We start from the raw sequence: 19,586 nt of genomic DNA, 5'->3' as shown, positions 1-19,586 counted from the left end.
TATAAAAACAGTAATGATTATAGGCTGTAAAAAACAACGCAATGCTAATTACTAATTACATACTACTAAAATTTGTACCTCAACACTCACACCTACTTCAGCCTGCGCTACGGCACCATCGCTCCCCGTGATGTACTGGAGTATTTCCAGAAGTTGGGCGTGAGCAGGTTTGCCTTGACAGATATAAACAACACTTCTGCTTGCCTTGAAGTATTGCGATTAGCACCCAAATATAACTGTACACCTGTACTCGGTATTGATTTTAGAAAAGGCGCACAGCAGCACTTTATTATGCTAGCAAAAAATAATACCGGCTTTAAAAATTGCAATGTATATCTCTCACAGTTCTTACATGAGGCAGGCACCACTTCAATACTAGCAGTACCTGAAAGAGCACCGCAATTAAAGCACACTTTCGTTATTTATCCTTTTGACAGCTACGATGGACACCCATTAGAAGACAATGAATATATAGGCGTGCAGCCTAAAGATGTGAATCGCTTAATCTTCTTATTACGTCCAAAATCAAACACATCGTGGACAAAAAAACGAGATAAATTAGTAGCCTTACAAACCGTAACCTTTATCAATAAAAAAGGGTTTAATACACATCGCCTCCTCCGTGCCATTGACAATAACACCTTATTAAGTAAACTGCCTGACACAGAAGTAGGAAACCCAAAAGATTTATTATGCACGGTAAAAGCGTTAGAAACCGCCTTTGCGGCCTTTCCAGAATTACTTCAAAATAGCGAACGGTTATTGAAGCAATGCAATGTAACTTTTGATTTTATCGGTAAGAAACCAAACAACCAACGCTCCTACACTGCTAATGAGCAGCTAGACAATAAACTCTTGCGTAAACTTACCTACGCTGGTATTCATTATCGGTATAAGCGTCCCGGCGAACGGGTTTTAAAACGTATTGAAAAAGAATTAGAGATTATTCAGTTGCAGAATTTTGTGTCCTATTTTCTTATCAATTGGAAGATTTTAAAATATGCACGTAGCAAAGGGCATTTCTATGTAGGGCGTGGTAGCGGAGCCAATAGTGTGGTCGCTTATTTATTAAGAATTACTGATGTAGATCCTATTGAGCTCGATTTGTACTTTGAGCGTTTTATCAATCTGTATCGTAAAAATCCACCAGACTTTGACATTGATTTCTCTTGGAGAGATCGAGATGATATCACTCAGTTTATTTTTAAACGCTTTAAAAACACGGCGCTTATTTCGGTGTACAATACTTTTAAGCATAAAGCTTCTGTACGAGAATTAGGAAAAGTTTTTGGGCTGCCCAAAGCAGAAATAGACATGCTCTCAAAAGGAAACTACAGTTATAAGGCGCTGGATAAACTCTCCCAATTTGTGGTGCAGTATAGCCAGCTCATACAAGGGTTTCCTAATTATCTGGGTATTCACGCTAGTGGTATTCTCATTAGCCAGAAACCCATACACAATTATACGGCTACTTTTATGCCGCCTAAAGGTTTTGCTACTACCCAGTTTGATATGGTCGTGGCAGAAGACATCGGACTGTACAAATTTGACATTCTTAGCCAGCGCGGGCTTGGTAAGATTAAAGATGCGGTCCAGATTATAAAACACAACCAGCCAGCAGCAGCAGATTTTGACATTCATGATATCGCACGGTTTAAAAAAGATGAACGTATAAAAGACCTGTTGCGCAATGCAAAAGCCATCGGTTGTTTTTATGTAGAGTCGCCCGCGATGCGTATGCTAATGCGCAAATTGCAAGTAGATAACTACTTGGGGTTAGTAGCCGCAAGTTCTGTCATAAGACCCGGAGTTGCAAAATCTGGAATGATGCGGGAGTATATTTTACGGTATCGTTTTCCCGAACGTCGCAAAGAAGCACATCCCGTGTTGCTAGATATTATGCCAGAAACCTATGGCGTGATGGTCTATCAAGAAGATGTGATTAAAGTAGCGCATTACTTTGGTGGGCTTACGCTAGGCGAGGCAGATATGTTACGACGCGGTATGAGTGGTAAATTTAGATCTCGTGAAGAATTTGATAAAGTAAAAGATCGTTTTTTTGAAAACTGTCGTGACGCAGGAAAACCGGAAGCACTCATAACCGAAGTATGGCGACAGACAGAAAGCTTTGCAGGTTACGCTTTTGCAAAAGGGCACTCCGCGTCTTATGCTGTAGAAAGCTACCAAAGCCTGTTTTTAAAAGCCTATTTCCCTTTAGAATACATGGTGGCAACCCTTAATAATGGTGGTGGTTTTTACCGTCCAGAACAATACGTGCACGAAGCTCGTATGCACGGTGCAACCATCCTCTCCCCTTGTATTAACACGAGTTATACACTTAGTTACATAAAGGGTACCTCTATTTATTTGGGTTTTGGTTTCCTGCACGCCTTAGAATCAAATACTATAGACACAATTAGTAAAGAGCGCGTGAAGAATGGTATATATGAGAGCCTTGATCATTTTATAGAACGCGTCCCTATCTCAATGGAGCAAGTGGCAATCTTAATAAAAATAAATGCATTTAGATTTACCAATCGTAATAAGCGTGAACTGCTCTGGGAGGCTTATATGAAAATAAACAAAGTCACCTTTGAGGCACACAAACCCACCTTATTTAAGACCGAAAAAATAAATTATAAAACCCCAGACCTCCCTAACACCGAGCAAGAAGATGCCTTTGATGAGATGGAGTTATTGGGCTATCCTTTGTGTAACCCGTTTAGCTTGTTACAAGAAAATCCCCAAAACGCCTTACGTGCAAAACACTTAGAAAAGCGCATAGGTAAGATTGTAACAATAGAGGGCTATCTAGTGACTACAAAGCGTACCACAACGTCAAACCGTAAGCAAATGTACTTCGGAAATTTTCTAGATCGAGACGGGTATTTTGTTGACACTGTGCACTTCCCTCCGGTAGCGGCCAAATATAAATTTAGAGGCAGAGGTATCTATACGATTACAGGAACAGTGATGGAAGAATTTGACTGCATTACAATAGAGGTTATTAAGATGGAGCATTGCGCGATTATACAGGATCCAAGGTATAGTGATGAGTCATTAAAAATAAATAACGTAAAAAATTATAATAGAAAAACACATCCAGCTAAGGCTCCAGTAGAATAACTAATAATGTCACAATCCCGAAACATCATCCATATGGACCTTGATACCTTTTTTGTCTCTTGCGAGCGGAGAATGGACAGTAAACTTAATGGTCTGCCCGTACTTATAGGTGGCACCAGCGATCGTGGCGTAGTAGCAGCCTGTAGTTATGAGGCGCGGGCCTTTGGGATTCATAGCGCTATGCCTATGCGCTTGGCACGACAGCTATGTCCTGAGGCGATAGTAGTGCGTGGTAATTCTGGCATCTATTCTAAGTTTTCTAACGAAGTCACGGAAGTAATTAAAGAAAGTGTGCCGCTGTATGAGAAAACTTCGGTAGATGAGTTTTATATTGATCTTACAGGAATGGATAAGTTCTTCGGAAGTTTTAAATTGGGTTCTGAGATTAGGGACCGGATTATGAATGAAACAGGGCTCCCTATCTCGTTTGGACTTTCAGAAAACAAAACAGTATCAAAAATTGCCACGGGAGAAGCAAAACCCAACAATAAATTGAAAATTGACAAAGGCTTTGAAAAACCTTTTTTAGCACCACTTTCTGTACGTAAAATACCCATGGTGGGCGAAGTGACCTATCGTTCTTTATGCGATCTGGGCATCAAGCAAATAAAGACCATACAGGAAATGCCTATGGAAATGATGGGCAAGGTTTTTGGTAAAAACGGGCAAAGCATTTGGCAAAAAGCAAATGGGATTGACACCTCGCCCGTGGTACAATACACAGAGCGAAAATCCATCTCGACAGAGCGCACCTTTGACCGTGATACAACAGACATTAAAAAGCTAGAAAGCATTATCATCGCGATGGCAGAAAACCTAGTGTATCAACTGCGGCGTGGTCATAAGCTAACGGCATGTGTGACGTTTAAAATTAGATACACAGACTTCCAGACCTATACACAACAACGTCGTATCCCCTACTCTGCTGCAGATCATAAGATTATTCCTATTGTGATGGACTTATATAAAAACCTATATCAACGAAGACAATTAGTGCGATTAGTAGGTGTGCGTTTTAGCCATCTTGTAGAAGGTGGGCAACAGATAGATCTTTTTGATGATAATGAGAACATCATCAATCTCTACCAAGCTATGGATAAGATGCGAGAAAAATATGGAGATCGAGCCGTCATAAAAGCAGCTGGAATGGGCGCAAAAAGCATCAGCAGATGGAATCCTTTTACGGGGGAGCCTCCGCCGCTATTGGCTAATAGGAGGAGATAATCTAATTAAAAAACATAGATTAGAAACTATCAACACCCCAAAGGCTTAGTGCTTTTTTTACTCCGTCTGCCATACACACGAAAACCACTTCTTTTAACAGATAGAATCTCTGCCATTACTTAGTTGAGTATCGATGTTGGATCTTCACGTTTTTGCGTTTAAAATACTGACATACAACGTAATTCTGAATAGTGAAATTAAAAAAATCACCCCATTAACCTTTAAGTTTTTTGAAATATACTTTAGCAGCAGCTTTTACCTTAGGTGCTAAAATAAATGTGCTCAACATAGTAGGGATCGCCATCATAGCAAAAAAGGTATCTATTAAGTTAATCATCATACTCAAGGATGTTGTTGCGCCAACTATAATACTACCTAAATACATACAGCTATACAGCTTTTTATATTTAGACCCAAAAAGAAAGGCCATACATTTTGTGCCATAATATGAGTACGAGAATAATGAAGACACACTAAAAACAATAATGCAAACTAATAATGCATATTTACCATACATTAAAATTCCAGATTCAAATGCATTTACGGTCAAGGTGACTCCACTAGCACTTGACTCTTGCCAAACGCCAGTTACTAATATTGCGAGTGCCGTTAGCGTACATATTAACAGCGTATCAATTGCTGGTCCCAGCATCGCTACTAAGCCTTCTCTAATAGGCTCATTTGTTTTAGCCGCACCGTGAGACATAGGGGCAGTACCTATTCCCGCTTCATTAGAAAAAGCACCTCGCCTAATTCCTAATAATATCAAACCACCTACAACACCGCCTAAAAATGCATCTCCTTCATAAAAGTTTGCCGAAAAAGCATCTGTAAATATTAAGGAAATATACTTGGGTAATTCTGACATGTAATTACTTAAAATAACTAAGATCATTACCACATAAAGCACCACCATTGCTGGAACGAGTTTACTTGCTGTTCTACTAATACGTGAAATACCGCCCAAAATAACCACCGCCGTAATTATAGCGAGTACCACGCCAATGATTAAGTTACTCTGAAATCCACTATACCATCCTAAGGGTTCAATAACAATATCATTTAAGGCTTGGGTAAGTTGGTTCACATTAAAAACGGGCAGCGCACCTATTAATCCTGCCGTACTAAAAAATATAGCTAAGGGCCTCCATCGTTTCCCTAACCCCTCTGTAATAACATACATAGGGCCACCTTGCACGTCTCCGTTATCGTCCTTCCCTCTATATAAAACAGCCAATGTCCCTGTGAAAAACTTAGTAGACATCCCGATAACAGCACTCACCCACATCCAAAAAACAGCTCCTGGCCCACCTATAGATATCGCTACTGCAACTCCTGCAACATTACCCATCCCTATGGTTGCAGACAGCGCCATAGTTAAGGCTTGAAAATGACTAATCTCTCCTGCATCTGCCTCATTATCATACTTCCCTCTTAAAACCGCTATGGCATGACCTAGATACCTAAAAGGTAAAAACCGGATATAAAACAGCAACCCTAGCCCTCCTCCTATTAATAAAATTAATAAGGGTAAACCCCAAGCAAATGAAGCCATTTCAGAAATAAAAGAATCTATATTTTTTAACAAGGCCTAAATTTTTAGGATTAAAAACTATTTTCTAATCCGTTAAAAGTAACTGAAATATTAAGACTTACAGTAATCGTTTTTTTTTGCACTTCTATAAAAAAGATGTCTGCATTGTTGGATTGAATTACCCCTTGAACAATTTTAAAAAGCACTACCAGTATGAGAATAACTTTTAGAGATCTAATGGTACAAAGGAGTCGTAATTTCTAGTTTCTCTTTGAGTATCCAGAGAACATTTCATTACATTTACTTTTCAAATCATTAAACCATTCTCCTTAATGGAAAGTATCTCAGTCTTTGACATGTTAAGTATAGGTGTGGGACCTTCAAGCTCACACACACTAGGCCCATGGCGCGCCGCGCAGATGTGGATTAAAAAACTACAGCTGCGTGAGCAATTCACTAGTGTAGCGAGTGTACAAGTCAATCTATATGGCTCCATATCACTAACTGGAAAAGGGCACGCAACAGATATTGCGATTATCATGGGGCTTATGGGTACAGATCCCGTGACGGTTGCTATTGATTCCATTCAACCCGCTATTGATGCACTTAAAACAAAGGGGGTTCTCAAATTAAATAATGAGAAAGACATCGCCTTTAATTTTTCAGAAAACATAACATTTAATAGAACATTTTTAAACTTTCACCCTAATGGAATCAAGTTTGAGGCCACCTTGCGTAATGGTAAAAAAACAAGGGATACCTACTACTCTATTGGAGGTGGCTTTGTAGTGCAAAAAGAGCGGGCAAGGAAGAAGCTACAGATAGAAAAATTTAATAATTTTCCTTATCCTATTGAGAAAGCCACGGAGATTATTGAGTATTGTACCTTAGAAAACATAACAGTTAGTGAACTGGTCTTAAAAAATGAACTTTCGCTACGAGATCCAGATAGAATTGACGCGAAGTTAAAAGCAATTTGGGATGTTATGTTAGACTCTATGTATGTAGGCTGTCACACAGAGGGTATTCTCCCAGGAGGTCTCAACGTGCGTAGAAGAGCTTTTGACACACATAAATCCTTACAAGGAACAAAACCTTATTCTGATAAATACGAATGGATAGAAGCCATTCGCGATACGGAAGTTAAGTTTAGACAAATCTTAAAATGGGTTACGTGTTTTGCCTTAGCAGTTAATGAAGTTAATGCATCGCTTGGCCGTGTAGTTACGGCACCTACCAACGGAAGTGCTGGTGTTATCCCGGCGGTATTAATGTATTATTTAGTTATTGAAAATCATGACGGGGACTTTCAAGATGTAAAAAAATTCTTATTGGTGTCTGGAGAAATAGGCAGCTTATTCAAAAAGAACGCGACCATAAGTGCCGCTATGGGCGGATGTCAAGCAGAAATAGGTGTTAGTTCTGCGATGGCAGCCGGAGCATTAACAGAATTAATGGGAGGAACTCCAGCACAAGTTTTAATTGCTGCAGAAATAGCGATGGAACATCACCTTGGTCTCACTTGTGACCCTATAGGTGGATTAGTGCAAATACCCTGTATAGAACGTAATGCAATGGGAGCGATAAAAGCCATAAATGCCTGCGAGATGGCCCTTGATCGAGACCCTAATGACGTAAAAATCCCATTAGACAAAGTAATCGCTACTATGTGGGAAACTGCAAAAGACATGACCACCAAATACAAAGAGACCAGCCAAGGAGGTCTTGCTGTTCAAGTGAATATGAGTGATTGCTAGGAATAGGATGTAGGATAGTCTAAAAATTTTAAATAAAGACAAGTCACGGATACGACTTAGGAAGGCATTTAATCACAGATGACCACTAATTAATCCATCAGTCTTTTACACCAAATTGGAAGAAATATAGTCTTTTTATTAAAATTGATACTACCTGTCACATTTAACTCTGCGAGAATCTACTACCGTCATAATTTTACAACCATCGTTTGTGCCCACTAGTGTAAAATATTTGCACCACAGTGTGATAACTCAACATTTATGTAGAATTGATGAGGCGTACATGCAGAAGCGAGATTTCCATCTATAATTTATTTTGTAGTCTAATAATCGTTCTTCCCATACAAACCCTTATTCGTGACTCACGACCATTTTTAAAAGTCCACACCATTGTAAAGTGATACTTTATCTCCGTCAATTTTAGACTTATAAGCTGTGTAGATATTGATGATATTCACCATCACACTGCACATTTTGACCGTATCCTGCTTATGGAAACCATCAAAAAAAAACGTCTATATATTGTTTTGCGTTTTCTTCAGAAAGTGAAGCCTGTGAGAAACCAACTACCGACATTAATAAAAATAATACTATTTGAAACGTTTTCATATTTCCGAAGTAAAAGATTAGAGTTTCAAATTTAGTACTTTTACAAAATAAAAATATATTGATGTCAGTAGCAAAAAAAGAATACAAGCGTATCACGGTTAAGACCTTGGTCGATATGAAAAAACGTGGAGAGAAAATCTCTATGTTAACAGCATATGATTTTACGATGGCAAAAATCGTAGATGGCGCTGGAGTAGATGTTATTCTGGTAGGCGATTCTGCTTCAAATGTGATGGCTGGTCATGAGACTACATTGCCTATTACGCTAGATCAAATGATTTACCACGCCTCTTCTGTAGTGCGCGCTATTACTCGAGGTTTAGTTGTGGTAGACATTCCTTTTGGGAGCTACCAGAGTGATCCAAAAGAAGCATTGCGTTCTGCCATTAGAATTATGAAAGAGAGCGGCGGTCACGCTGTAAAAGTAGAAGGTGGAAGAGAAATTAAAGAATCTATAAAACGTATCTTAAATGCAGGCATACCTGTTATGGGTCACCTAGGATTGACACCTCAGAGCATTTATAAATTTGGAACTTATACAGTAAGGGCGAAAGAAGATGAAGAAGCTGAAAAATTAAAAGAAGATGCTTTACTTCTTGAGAGAGCAGGATGTTTTGCCATTGTACTAGAAAAAGTTCCTGCAAAATTAGCAGAAGAAGTTGCAAAGAGCTTGACAATACCCATTATTGGAATTGGCGCAGGTAACGGTGTAGACGGTCAAGTACTTGTAACACACGATATGATAGGAATGACACACGAATTTAACCCACGTTTCTTAAGACGTTATTTAGATTTGTACACTGAAATGACTAAAGCGTTTAACAATTATATAGATGATGTTAAAAGCGGTGATTTCCCTAGTGATAAGGAACAATACTAACAGTACGAATTTATAGTAGCAGTGCGCAGCGTAAATAAGTAATCTGTAGCTGTTGCATTATGTCTTACTAGGCTAATAAATAAACGACTCATCAACCTACCCATTTCTAAACTTCACATTATAAACCAGAAAGCCCCGCATAGCGATAAGAACAATCTTCAAGTACTTCTTGAAGACAACCACCTTTTAGTAGTTAATAAGCGTCCTGGAGACCTAGTTCAAGGGGACAAGACAGGTGATACTCCACTGGTCGAGATTGGCAAGAGCTACATTGCAGATAAACATAACAAACCTGGCGCAGTTTACTTAGGTGTGGTGCATAGACTTGATAGACCCACAAGTGGCGTTATCATTTTTGCACGAACCTCAAAAGCATTACCTAGATTAAATGCTGCTTTTGCGGCGCGAGAAACTAAGAAAACATACTGGGCTGTAGTTAAGGAAAAGCCACCTAAAAACAAGGACACTTTGGTTCATTTTTTAAAGCGTAATCCGAAGCAAAATAAGAGCTATGCATACCCCAAAGAAGTACCCGAAAGCAAGCAGGCGATTTTGCATTATGAGGTAATCAAAAAACTTGATAACTACTACCTACTTTCTATCGATCTTGAGACTGGAAGACACCATCAAATTAGATCACAACTTGCCGCCATTAATTGCCCAATCAAAGGAGACTTAAAATATGGTTTTGACAGAAGTAATAAAGACGGAAGCATACATCTTCATGCACGTAAAATAACCTTCACACATCCTGTAAAAAAGGAAGAAATGACTATCATTGCACCAACTCCTGATGAAGTTATTTGGAACATTTGCTCTAAATAGAAAGCATAAATCTACACTTTACTTAAACGACATAACAACCTGAATATAATTAATTTAGATTATATTTTTAGATTAGACTAAACTATCACGTAGCGCTAGATTGCTGTTATTCTAAAGACAATCTTGTCATTGGGACGTTTTTGAGCTAGCTTATTTACAGCATCATTCGTTAGCTGAAAAACACGTGGATAACCTCCCGTAGTTTGAGCATCTCTCATCAAAATAAGAAGCTTCCCTGAGGGGGTAATTTGCACCGTTCCTGGCTGCACAGGAACCGTTAGAATATCATCAAATTTCACCTCCCCTAGCCCATCGATTTGAATGGCCATTCGGTTGCTATTTTGATGCACTTTGAAGTTATTATTTATTAAATTTTCCTTCGTTTTATCATCCAGTATTTCATACTCTGGACCTTTAAAAACATCGATAAATTCTGAGTCAAAACCTAGTGGTTTTAACACCTTATCTTTAGCCTTTAATAGTTGCGAAATAGTACTGAAATTTAAGATAGCTCCTTTTTCAATTCTTATCTTTTCTGTAATACCGAGATACATACTTTTGCTTCCTAAGACAACTTCAGAATCTAAACCTCCTTGAATTGCAAGATAGCCTCTCCATCCCTTTTTGGGTGGCGTGAATTTTATGCAATCACCTTCTTTAATATGGATTATCGTATTTATGCACTGTTCTTCATTATTTACAAAAATTCCGAATGTCGCTCCAGTGATTGCGATAACCGCTTCTTTGTCAAATTGTAATTCTGGTCCCATCGCGGTAAACTCTAAAATTGCCGCGGTGATCGGGTTCCCAACGAGTTTATTGGCAAGATGCGCACTGTGGAGGTCCATCGCACCACTTAATGGCACCCCAATCGAGCGATACCCATATCTACCCCGGTCCTGAATACTCGTCCATAATCCTGCTTTTAGCACGTGTATCATAGCGAAGAGAATTTTAGCTGAAACGCTCCAGATTTGATTTCAGATTTAATTTTTTCAAATGCTACTATGGTGATAGACTCAAACTGTATGTGATCACCTGCCTTTAGCAGATTAGGAGGGTTCTTAGTGACATTAAATAACTCTAATGGTGTTTTACCTATAATATTCCATCCGCCTGGCGAGTTGCTTGGATATATTCCTGTTTGACTCCCTCCTATACCTACAGAACCCGCAGCTATTCGTAATCGAGGTGTTTCTAGTCTAGGCGTGTGAAGCTTTTTATCTAATCCTGCTAAATATGGGAATCCCGGTAGAAATCCGAGAAAGCATATAGGGTAAGCAGAAGCTGTGTGCAAGGCTATGATCTCGTTGCTTGTTAGTTTGTTTTTCTCCGCAACTAAGGCCATATCTAAAGCAAAATGATTTTCGTAACAAACTGGAATATAAATGACACGCTTTACTGCATCCATTTTCGCCATATCAGTTTTAACAAAGGCGTGTAACTGCTTTAAACAAAGAGATACAGAAGCTGTTTCTTTAAGGTAAACGGCGATCGTATGATATGTGATTACGGTTTCTATAAGTACTTCAGAAAAAGTGTCTTGAATGGCAACATTGACATTTAGAATTATCTGAAGCGTATGCGCATCAACAACCGCAGGCCAATCTATTAGTATCCCGTTTTCGCCATATTGCCGAATCTTTACATTCATTCTATGCGGTAGTTTAATTCGGTTAGTTTTTGTTTTAGATACCTAAGTATTTCTACTGCATTATCGTGATCGCTATGTAAGCAGAACGTTTCTGCAATGATGGCTTTATCGCCAGCCGCTGTCCTTACTTTGTTATTCTCTACAAACCCTATTAATTGCTCCCAAGCCTCTTCTGGCGAAGTGATTACCGCGCCTTCCTCACTTCTTGATTTTAATTTTAAGTCTGGGGAGTATCCTCTATCAATAAAAGCTTCGGGCACTACAGGTAACAAATTTTTCGCTTTATGGTAGATAATAGAATCGTGTTGTGTATAAAGTTTCGGTCGTAATTTTGTATCTAAGATGGCTTCTACTATAGCATCTGCCGTGGCTGCATCTATGGCGGCATAATTGTATAAGGCACCGTGTGGTTTTACGTGATGCAAAGGGATGTCTTCTTCGTCACAAATTGTGGCTAGTCTCATTATTTGCTCATAGACAGTGCTTCGTAATTCGTCTTTTGTCAAGGTGAGTTTTTCACGCCCAAAGTTTTCTAGGTCCGGAAATGAAGGATGTGCCCCTACTTTTACGTTGTATTTCTTAGCCAATCGCAGCGCCGTTCTCATTGTATTTTCATCACCGTAATGACCACCACAAGCTATAGAACAACTGGCAATCATAGGCATCAACGCTTTGTCATTTCCTGTGCCTTCTCCTAAATCTGCGTTGATGTTGATTATTTTCACTCTCTACTATTCTTAATTGATTAAAAAAATATCTCTTTAATAATCTGAAGTCTTTTGTTTCTTCTATTGCTCTGTATTATAATTATTTAACTGAGATGTGTGAAAGATTATAATGTCCCACAGAAAAAGAAGTATTGACCTATTACTTCTTATGATAAGACACCAAAAACTTTTAATAGCCCTCTCAAACCTAAGCCAATGGTCGCTATCACAATAATAACACCGAGTATGTTCTGCAATTTTGAGTTTCTGTAATTTCCTAAAACAGATTTTTTATTGACTATCCATAGTAAGAAAATTGCAACGATAGGTAGTAATAATCCATTAGCAAATTGTGCGAACTTTATCACTTCTATCGACTTAAAACCTACAGAAGAAAACACAACACCAATTAAGAGTATCGCAATCCAAACCGCTTTAAACTTAGAAGACTTTATAGAATCTTCCCAACCAAAGCAACCTCGTGCTACATAAGCCGCAGCCAATGGTGCCGTAATTGCAGAGGTAATCCCCGCTGCAAACAAGCCCAAACTCAAGAAGTACTTCGCGTAAGAGCCGAACAAAGGTTCGAGTCCTTTTGCTAGATCTGCGGCGTTTGTTATTTCACCTTGCTGTATTGCCGCACCACACACAATAATCCCCATAGAGACGAGTCCGCCCAACACAATAGAAACATACACATCGCTTCTCGCCTTTTTAAGATCGCCCACATCCTTCCATCGCTCTTTAACGAGTGATGCGTGCAAAAACAGATTATACGGTACCACGGTTGTCCCTATCAATCCTACAATAAGCAATAAAGATTCGTCAGGAATGCTTGGTATAAAAAGTCCTTTTAAGACTTCGGAAATGTCAGGTTGTGTTAATACGGCTGCTATAAGAAACGAGAGGCTCATCACAATTACTAATGCGACCAGAAAGCGCTCGATGGTTTTATAATTTCCGAAGTACAATACAACAAAAGCCACCACCCCAATCAGCGCAGGAATAAATGGAAAACTCACCGTGCCCATCTCCAATACAGATGTGGAAAGCACCGAAGCCAAGCCCAAAGCACCACCACTAATATTACCAGCTTCATAGGCCGCATTCCCAATCAAAATCGCCGAGACGATTAATAAAATAGCAGCACCTCTTAGCCATTTGTTTGATATTTCAGCAGTAATAGTTTCTGCCAAACCCTTTTGAGTAACGATACCTAAACGTGCCGCCATCTCTTGCAGGACGATTGTCGCTACGATAGAAAGCGCCATTGCCCAGAGTAAGGTAAAGCCGAATTCTACACCCGCAATCGTGCAAACCGTGACCGTCCCAGGGCCTATAAATGCTGCTGCAACGAGTGTGCCTGGTCCTATGTTTTTAAGTGGGTTTATCATATGTATAAAAGTGCCTAAAGTTTAAAGAAATAAGCGCTGCACTGAGTGTAGCGGAAGTTTGCCTTAATGTTGAATTACTGATTCTGTATCAATGCATAGATAGCAAAACTCCCCAACCAATGCCCACCTTCATAACTATCGCCAACGAGGTTGGGATAGGAATAAGCGATGTGCTCGTGCGCGATATTCTTTAAGTGATTGTACTCAGGATATTGATTAGCAAGCCCATATAATACCCAGGCTCTACTAAAGTTTAATCCGTCGAGATGTACTAGTTTTCCGTCTGTGCGATCGCTCACTTCTCCTACTGGTAGTTTAAATTTTTTGGATTTTAGCGCTGGCATAAAATCATTGACCCATTTTTTAAACTCCGGTCTAGGGAGCACACGTCGCATAATATCAAGCTCTTCTAAACAAGGCGATAAAAAATCATAGCCACTAGGCTCCCAAGTGATTGGACAACCAGCATCTTTCATATAAAAATCTTTAGCGCGTTGTTCAATTAACAACTGCAACTCTGTATGCCCTGCCACTTGTGCATAATCATAAGCAAAGGTGAGGCCGAACGCGGTGTTTGTATGTTCGCCCACCCTAATTGGGTACACTAATTTTGGGAGGAATTCTATATAGCGCTCTACGATGAGGTCTGCTAAGGGTTGTAAGGCCGTTTCCCATTCACGTGCTTTTGGGTGGTCCCACGTTTTCAATGCTTCTTGTAGTTTTAACAGCCACGCCCAGCCGTAGGTGCGCTCGTACGATTTATTAAGCTTGCCTTCAAAATAAACGATTTCTTTAGCTACATTCTCTTTGGTGATATTTCGGTCTAGAATAGTCATGGCTGCTGCGCCTTTGTCCAAATTGGAATGCTCTTTTAAAAGTGTCACCATAGACCAATAGCCGTGTGCTGCACTGTGCCAGTCAAAACAGCCATAAAATATAGGGTGCAATGTTTCTGGAGATTGCAAGTCTGCATCGCTACCTATGGTTTGACTTAGCTTATTGGGGTATTCTGTTTCTACACAATGTAGCGGTAATTCTAAAAGCTTATTGGCTTCTGCTAAGGAGAACTCAGGGGCTTCAAAAGTTTTTATTTCTTGCTGTTTTTGAACTGTTTTATCCTTAGCGTCTTCTGGTTTGGTTTTCAATTCGCACGAATTCAAGAAGAGTATCGCTGCTAAAAATAGGAAGGGGAATCTCATTTTTTATATTTTGATTAAACTTAGTAAATATATCTGGAAAATGAGGTGCTTTAGGGCTCATACAATTTTAACTTTCTAATCTCGCGCTTACCGATGTATGATGAACGTAACATTTCCGCAAAAAAAAGAGCCTTGAAAATATCAAGGCTCTTTTTAAATTAAAAAAATAGTATTTACATTTTAACTTTCTCAAGCTTTACTTCTTCTCCTTCTTTATCTAACAATAAAACTTCATCAAAGCCCATATCTTTAAACTGAACGTACTGGCTCTCTGCATCACCAACGATAAGAAATGCCATTTTTGATGGATCTAAATGTTTATTTGCTAATGCTTTATGAGTAGCAAGTGTCATATTACGCACCGTTGCTTCTTCTCCTTCTATATAATCTGGACTTAAACCGTAGGTGCTCATTTCTTGCAACATACCCAACAATGCAAACTGTGTTTCAAAACGACGCGCGTTAGATTTAATTAAAGCATTCTTAGTAAAGTCTAGATCTTCTTGAGAGATTCCTTCTTTATACTTGTTAATTTCATCTCTAAAAATCTCCACAGATTCGCCAGTTGTGTTAGTTCTTACACTTGACGAAGCTCTAAAGGTTCCTGGTATTTTACTTCCACCAAAACCTGTACGAGCGCCATAAGTATATCCTTTTTCTTCTCGTAGAATTCTATTTACAACCCCGTTAAAAGCACCACCTAAAGCGTAGTTCATTACTTCGGCTGGGTAAAAATCTTCATCCGTTCTCGCCATAGCAATATTTCCTATTTGAATCACCGACTGCTTTGCCCCAGGAATGTCTACAAAGTATACAGAAGATTTATCTCTATTATTTGCTACTGGATATTCTGGAATCGTCACCTCTTTTGCTGCCCAGTTCTTATTTAAACTTTCTAAACCAGCAAGCGCTTTCTTTTGATCTAACTTCCCTACAATATGAAATCTTGAAATTGATGGAGAAAAATTAGCCGTATAAAACGCTTTTACATCTTCGATACCAATAGACTCAATAGATTCAACAGTACCAGAAGTCGGGTATGCAAAAATATGGTCTTTACCGTATAGTAGTTTGTTAAACACGCGACCCGCAACTGCATTAGGATTTGCCGAGGACCTTTTTACCTGGTTGATCGTAGCCGTTTTAATACGACCAAACTCTTCAACATCCCAACGAGGTTGTGTAAGAATCTCTTCTACTAAAGCCATCGTTTTCTCGTAGTTACGAACCAACGTATTTACCTGGATTACAATAGACTCTCGTGTTGTATACATGTTAATGCTTGCTCCAAGCATTTCTATTTCTTCTTCTAATTCTTGTGGTGTTTTATTAGCAGTACCTTCCATCATGATATCTGTCAATAAGTTGGCTACTCCATTCTTGTCCATACTATCTAACAAATGTCCACCTTCCATCACTAAACTAAAGTTTACTGTGGGGATTTCATTTTGTTCGATTCCAAACACTTTAATACCATTATCTAATTCTGTAGTCCAACTAGTTGGAACTTTTAGCGCTGGCGAATCTCCTTGTGTTGGCTCTATAGAACGGTCAAACACAGAAGGTGTTTTTGCCACGGCTTCTGTAGACTCTTCAATAACTTCTTTCTTAATATTCTCAACAATTTTCTCCTCTACCACCTCTGCTTTGATTGAGTTTTCTGCAATCAAATCTGTCTTTCCTTTAGGAACAAAGCTTGTTAATACAAAAGGTTTTCCTTTGATGTACGTGTTGTACACACGCATTACATCTTCTTTTGTCACTTTCTGAATATTTTCAATATCTGTTTCAATGAAGCTAGGATTTCCAGTAAACTCATTATAACTCGCTAACTGAAATGCTTTTCCTTGCACACTACTAATCCCGTTGTAAAAACCAGTTTCTAGTCCTGCCTTCACTCTCACTATATCTCTGTCTGTAATACCTTCTGTTTCAAAAAGCGCAAACGCTTCATTAATTCCTTCTTCTACATCTTTTAAACTCTTACCGTCATTTGCTGTTACTGAAATTCTAAACACTCCTGCAATCTCTCCAGAACCATTATAAGAATAATAACTAGAAGACAATTCTTTTTCTTTTTCAATTACTTTATATAAAGGTGCATTTTTTCCGCTTGAGAATAATTCACCTAAAAAGTCTAAGGCGTACGCATCTTCTGTATACTGCTCTACTGTAGGCCATACCATATTTAATTGTGCCGTCGTTGCAAAATTATCTTCGTGGAATAATCTTTTTGATTCTGCTAGTGTGGTGCGTTGTGGTTTTAATTTAGGTACTTCTTTACCTCTTTTAACTTCACCAAAATACTTGTTAATCATCTCCTTTGCTTCCGCAGTTTCAAAATCTCCTACGAGTACTAAGGTCGCATTGTTAGGTCCATAAAATTTTTCATAAAACTCACGTACATCAGCTACTGTGGCGCTTTGTAAATCTACAAGCTCTCCAATAACTTGCCAGTTGTAAGGATGTGATTCTGGATAGATTGCTTTATCAATAACCCAACCTGTATGTCCGTAAGGATTATTATCTACACGTTGACGCTTTTCATTCTGAACAACTTCTTGTTGATTTTCAAAAGCAGATTCTGTTACGGTATTAATAAACCATCCCATACGATCGCTTTCTAACCACATCATCATTTCCATCGCGTTGCTTGGCACTGTTTCATAATAGATGGTTCCATCTTTCCAGGTACCACCGTTAAGGGTACCACCTGCATCTTGTATTTTTTTAAAGAATTGATCTTGTGGCACATTCTCAGATTCCTGAAATAACATATGTTCAAAAAGATGTGCAAATCCAGTACGCCCCGTCTTTTCACGGTTTGAACCTACCCCGTATTGCACGGCAAGTGAAACGATAGGATCACTCTTATCTTGATGTAAGATGACTTCGAGTCCGTTGTCTAAAACATATTTTTCATAATCAACTGAAAGTTTTGCGTTTGCTTCTGAAGAATCAGCTCCATTTTCCTTACAAGAAGTAAATGAAATAGCGATAGCCATTATAAAAAATAATGAACTTTTTAAATGTCTTTTTATCATTGGTTTGGATTTTGGGTATGAACGTTAAAAGTAGTTCTGGACGTATTTATTTTATCATAATATATTGTTAAATGAACTGTGTGGAATATACTTAAAATATCATAGAATGAATATACCGTATTGACATACTTTGATTGTATTTAACCTACTCTACCTATCAGTATTTACTGTTAACTTTATTGTACCTGAAACGTTTGTTTATTATATAACACAACACTTATATTTTAAGAACCAATACGAAGAAACTCAATAAGCATAGGTAGCAGCACTATCTAAAGATATTAAAAGCACAACACGGATGGAGTCTAGCAAAATTTAGGGAAGGATAGAACCTATATATCTTGGGGTATAAACAAGTGATTTGAGGCAATTCTCAAACAATAAAATAGCGCCAAATCAAATTCTCTTTTCAATGTACAGTACATTTCCGAAGAAAAAAGAAGTTATTTAATAAGCATTTCTTTGAAGACACCTAAAGGAGTTTCTATTTCAAGGATGTAGGTACCAGTTGAGAGTAAAGAAACATCAAGTCGTGAATCGGAACTTGACAATGTTTCAATCATTACCTCTTGACCGAGTATAGAATATAAATGGAGTTCACTTCCTAAAAAGGTAATTGGTATTTTAATATGTAAAAGTTCGTTTAAAGGATTAGGGAATACCGCTATTTGATCTTTCAAAAGAGAAGCATCAGCGTCTAAAACTGTTTCTTGAAACACCCGCACGTAATCAATATCCATAGCATCTTCTGTAAAAGCAGTATCTATACTAGGTAAAATCGCAAAGTTGAGTAAAAGATATTGCTCCGCATCGAATGGCCAAGTATCGGCATTTTGCACTGCTGGTTCATATACATAATGTATAATATCGTCTACCTTAAAAACTATTTTTTCTGGAGACCATATCATCTCATAGATGTGATACTCATTAGAAACACCTGGTATATTTCTACCTCCAACATTCATCGTATTCCCATAGCTAGAGGGTGTATGTAAAGCACTAGAGACATAGTCTTGATTATTCCCCCAGTGCTCCATAATATCTATTTCTCCACAAGCGGGCCAGTTTACGGTTCCATTAGTATTTGACCAATAACCCCCTGGCTCTATGATATTCTTCCCTAAACTCCACATAGCCGGCCAAGTTCCTACCCCGTAAGGCAAAATAGCTTTTATCTCTACACGACCATATGTAAATGCAAATTTTGAATTTAATCTCGCAGATGTATACTGTTTTGTGACTCCCTGATTGGTATAGCTTTCTTTAATGGCCTTTACAAACAAAGAACCGTCGCTCATGAATGAGTTTTCCTCACGATCTGTATAATGTTGTATTTCACCATTATACCAACTATCACCATTAGGAAGTTGTGTTTGATGATGCCATTTGCTCCCATCAATTGCGCCAGTATCATTAAACTCATCTGCCCAAACTAAATAATCATACACCGGGTCCTGCGCTTGGCTGTTTTGCGTTAAAAAAAAGAATGAAAAAACAAGAAAAAAGCGCAGCATAATAAGGGTGATTTAGTTTTTTATAAAAATACGAATGCTAGCTATTTCTGGCAAATTCCTCAAACAATATTTCGCTTTCTAGGGAGCGTTATTATTTGGCTCTTGCGCCTTTACTGGCG

General features: G+C 38.5%; 13 protein-coding genes. 5 read left to right on the top strand and 8 right to left on the bottom strand.

Going from position 1 to position 19,586, the window contains the following annotated elements:
• Window positions 1–72 precede the first annotated feature (72 nt).
• The gene (locus ABXT71_RS09460; protein WP_415371077.1) at window positions 73–3,126 is read left to right on the top strand and encodes a DNA polymerase III subunit alpha; all 3,054 of its coding nucleotides are present in this window, start codon (window positions 73–75) and stop codon (window positions 3,124–3,126) included.
• Window positions 3,127–3,132: 6 nt separating this feature from the next.
• On the top strand, window positions 3,133–4,350 hold the full coding sequence (gene dinB, locus ABXT71_RS09455; protein ID WP_415371076.1) for a DNA polymerase IV: 1,218 nt from the start codon (window positions 3,133–3,135) through the stop codon (window positions 4,348–4,350).
• Between the two features lie 214 nt (window positions 4,351–4,564).
• On the opposite strand, the gene ABXT71_RS09450 is transcribed toward dinB, so the two are convergent.
• Complete coding sequence (locus tag ABXT71_RS09450) at window positions 4,565–5,905, bottom strand: alanine/glycine:cation symporter family protein (RefSeq protein WP_415373093.1); 1,341 nt, start codon at window positions 5,903–5,905, stop codon at window positions 4,565–4,567.
• A 311-nt stretch (window positions 5,906–6,216) separates the two neighbouring features.
• On the opposite strand from ABXT71_RS09450, the gene ABXT71_RS09445 reads away from it, so the two are divergent.
• The 3 genes from ABXT71_RS09445 (at window position 6,217) to ABXT71_RS09435 (ending at window position 9,955) form a co-directional block, all read left to right on the top strand.
• Window positions 6,217–7,641, top strand: coding sequence for an L-serine ammonia-lyase (locus ABXT71_RS09445; protein ID WP_415371075.1), 1,425 nt, complete (start codon window positions 6,217–6,219; stop codon window positions 7,639–7,641).
• 670 nt (window positions 7,642–8,311) lie between these two features.
• Window positions 8,312–9,130: a 3-methyl-2-oxobutanoate hydroxymethyltransferase gene (panB, locus tag ABXT71_RS09440; protein WP_415371074.1), complete on the top strand. Its 819-nt coding sequence runs from the start codon at window positions 8,312–8,314 to the stop codon at window positions 9,128–9,130.
• 120 nt (window positions 9,131–9,250) lie between these two features.
• On the top strand, window positions 9,251–9,955 hold the full coding sequence (locus ABXT71_RS09435) for an RluA family pseudouridine synthase (RefSeq protein WP_415373092.1): 705 nt from the start codon (window positions 9,251–9,253) through the stop codon (window positions 9,953–9,955).
• Window positions 9,956–10,050: 95 nt separating this feature from the next.
• Here ABXT71_RS09435 and ABXT71_RS09430 read toward each other — a convergent pair whose 3' ends face one another.
• The 7 genes from ABXT71_RS09430 to ABXT71_RS09400 all read right to left on the bottom strand — a co-directional run bounded on the left by ABXT71_RS09430 (window position 10,051) and on the right by ABXT71_RS09400 (window position 19,467).
• Window positions 10,051–10,896 (bottom strand): biotin-dependent carboxyltransferase family protein, encoded by an 846-nt coding sequence (locus ABXT71_RS09430; protein WP_415371073.1) that lies wholly within the window; start codon window positions 10,894–10,896, stop codon window positions 10,051–10,053.
• On the bottom strand, window positions 10,893–11,609 hold the full coding sequence (gene pxpB / locus ABXT71_RS09425) for a 5-oxoprolinase subunit PxpB (RefSeq protein WP_415371072.1): 717 nt from the start codon (window positions 11,607–11,609) through the stop codon (window positions 10,893–10,895). The genes ABXT71_RS09430 and pxpB overlap by 4 nt, the downstream gene beginning before the upstream one ends.
• The gene (locus ABXT71_RS09420) at window positions 11,606–12,334 is read right to left on the bottom strand and encodes a LamB/YcsF family protein (RefSeq protein ID WP_415371071.1); all 729 of its coding nucleotides are present in this window, start codon (window positions 12,332–12,334) and stop codon (window positions 11,606–11,608) included. The genes pxpB and ABXT71_RS09420 overlap by 4 nt, the downstream gene beginning before the upstream one ends.
• A gap of 149 nt (window positions 12,335–12,483) precedes the next feature.
• Window positions 12,484–13,710 (bottom strand): Nramp family divalent metal transporter, encoded by a 1,227-nt coding sequence (locus tag ABXT71_RS09415; RefSeq protein WP_415371070.1) that lies wholly within the window; start codon window positions 13,708–13,710, stop codon window positions 12,484–12,486.
• Between the two features lie 74 nt (window positions 13,711–13,784).
• Window positions 13,785–14,909 carry a DUF2891 domain-containing protein gene (locus ABXT71_RS09410; RefSeq protein ID WP_415371069.1) on the bottom strand — a complete coding sequence of 375 codons (1,125 nt, stop codon included), beginning with the start codon at window positions 14,907–14,909 and terminating at the stop codon, window positions 13,785–13,787.
• A 173-nt stretch (window positions 14,910–15,082) separates the two neighbouring features.
• Window positions 15,083–17,953: a M16 family metallopeptidase gene (locus tag ABXT71_RS09405; protein ID WP_415371068.1), complete on the bottom strand. Its 2,871-nt coding sequence runs from the start codon at window positions 17,951–17,953 to the stop codon at window positions 15,083–15,085.
• Between the two features lie 443 nt (window positions 17,954–18,396).
• Entirely contained in the window at window positions 18,397–19,467 is a 1,071-nt protein-coding gene (locus ABXT71_RS09400; RefSeq protein WP_415371067.1) for a family 16 glycosylhydrolase, read from the bottom strand.
• Window positions 19,468–19,586: the final 119 nt, after the last annotated feature.

This window comes from Patiriisocius sp. Uisw_047 (genome assembly GCF_047730165.1).
GTDB lineage: Bacteria > Bacteroidota > Bacteroidia > Flavobacteriales > Flavobacteriaceae > Patiriisocius.
The sequence above is the reverse complement of the archived record's forward strand: the minus strand, read 5'-3'. Positions and strand labels throughout refer to the sequence as shown.

Bases quoted from the DNA above. Each gene is read 5' to 3' on its own strand.
- dinB (WP_415371076.1), top strand. From the start codon at position 3,133: ATGTCACAATCCCGAAACATCATCCATATGGACCTTGATACCTTTTTT.
- ABXT71_RS09450 (WP_415373093.1), bottom strand. From the start codon at position 5,905: ATGGCTTCATTTGCTTGGGGTTTACCCTTATTAATTTTATTAATAGGA.
- ABXT71_RS09445 (WP_415371075.1), top strand. From the start codon at position 6,217: ATGGAAAGTATCTCAGTCTTTGACATGTTAAGTATAGGTGTGGGACCT.
- panB (WP_415371074.1), top strand. From the start codon at position 8,312: ATGTCAGTAGCAAAAAAAGAATACAAGCGTATCACGGTTAAGACCTTG.
- ABXT71_RS09430 (WP_415371073.1), bottom strand. From the start codon at position 10,896: ATGATACACGTGCTAAAAGCAGGATTATGGACGAGTATTCAGGACCGG.
- pxpB (WP_415371072.1), bottom strand. From the start codon at position 11,609: ATGAATGTAAAGATTCGGCAATATGGCGAAAACGGGATACTAATAGAT.
- ABXT71_RS09415 (WP_415371070.1), bottom strand. From the start codon at position 13,710: ATGATAAACCCACTTAAAAACATAGGACCAGGCACACTCGTTGCAGCA.
- ABXT71_RS09410 (WP_415371069.1), bottom strand. From the start codon at position 14,909: ATGAGATTCCCCTTCCTATTTTTAGCAGCGATACTCTTCTTGAATTCG.
- ABXT71_RS09405 (WP_415371068.1), bottom strand. From the start codon at position 17,953: ATGATAAAAAGACATTTAAAAAGTTCATTATTTTTTATAATGGCTATC.
- ABXT71_RS09400 (WP_415371067.1), bottom strand. From the start codon at position 19,467: ATGCTGCGCTTTTTTCTTGTTTTTTCATTCTTTTTTTTAACGCAAAAC.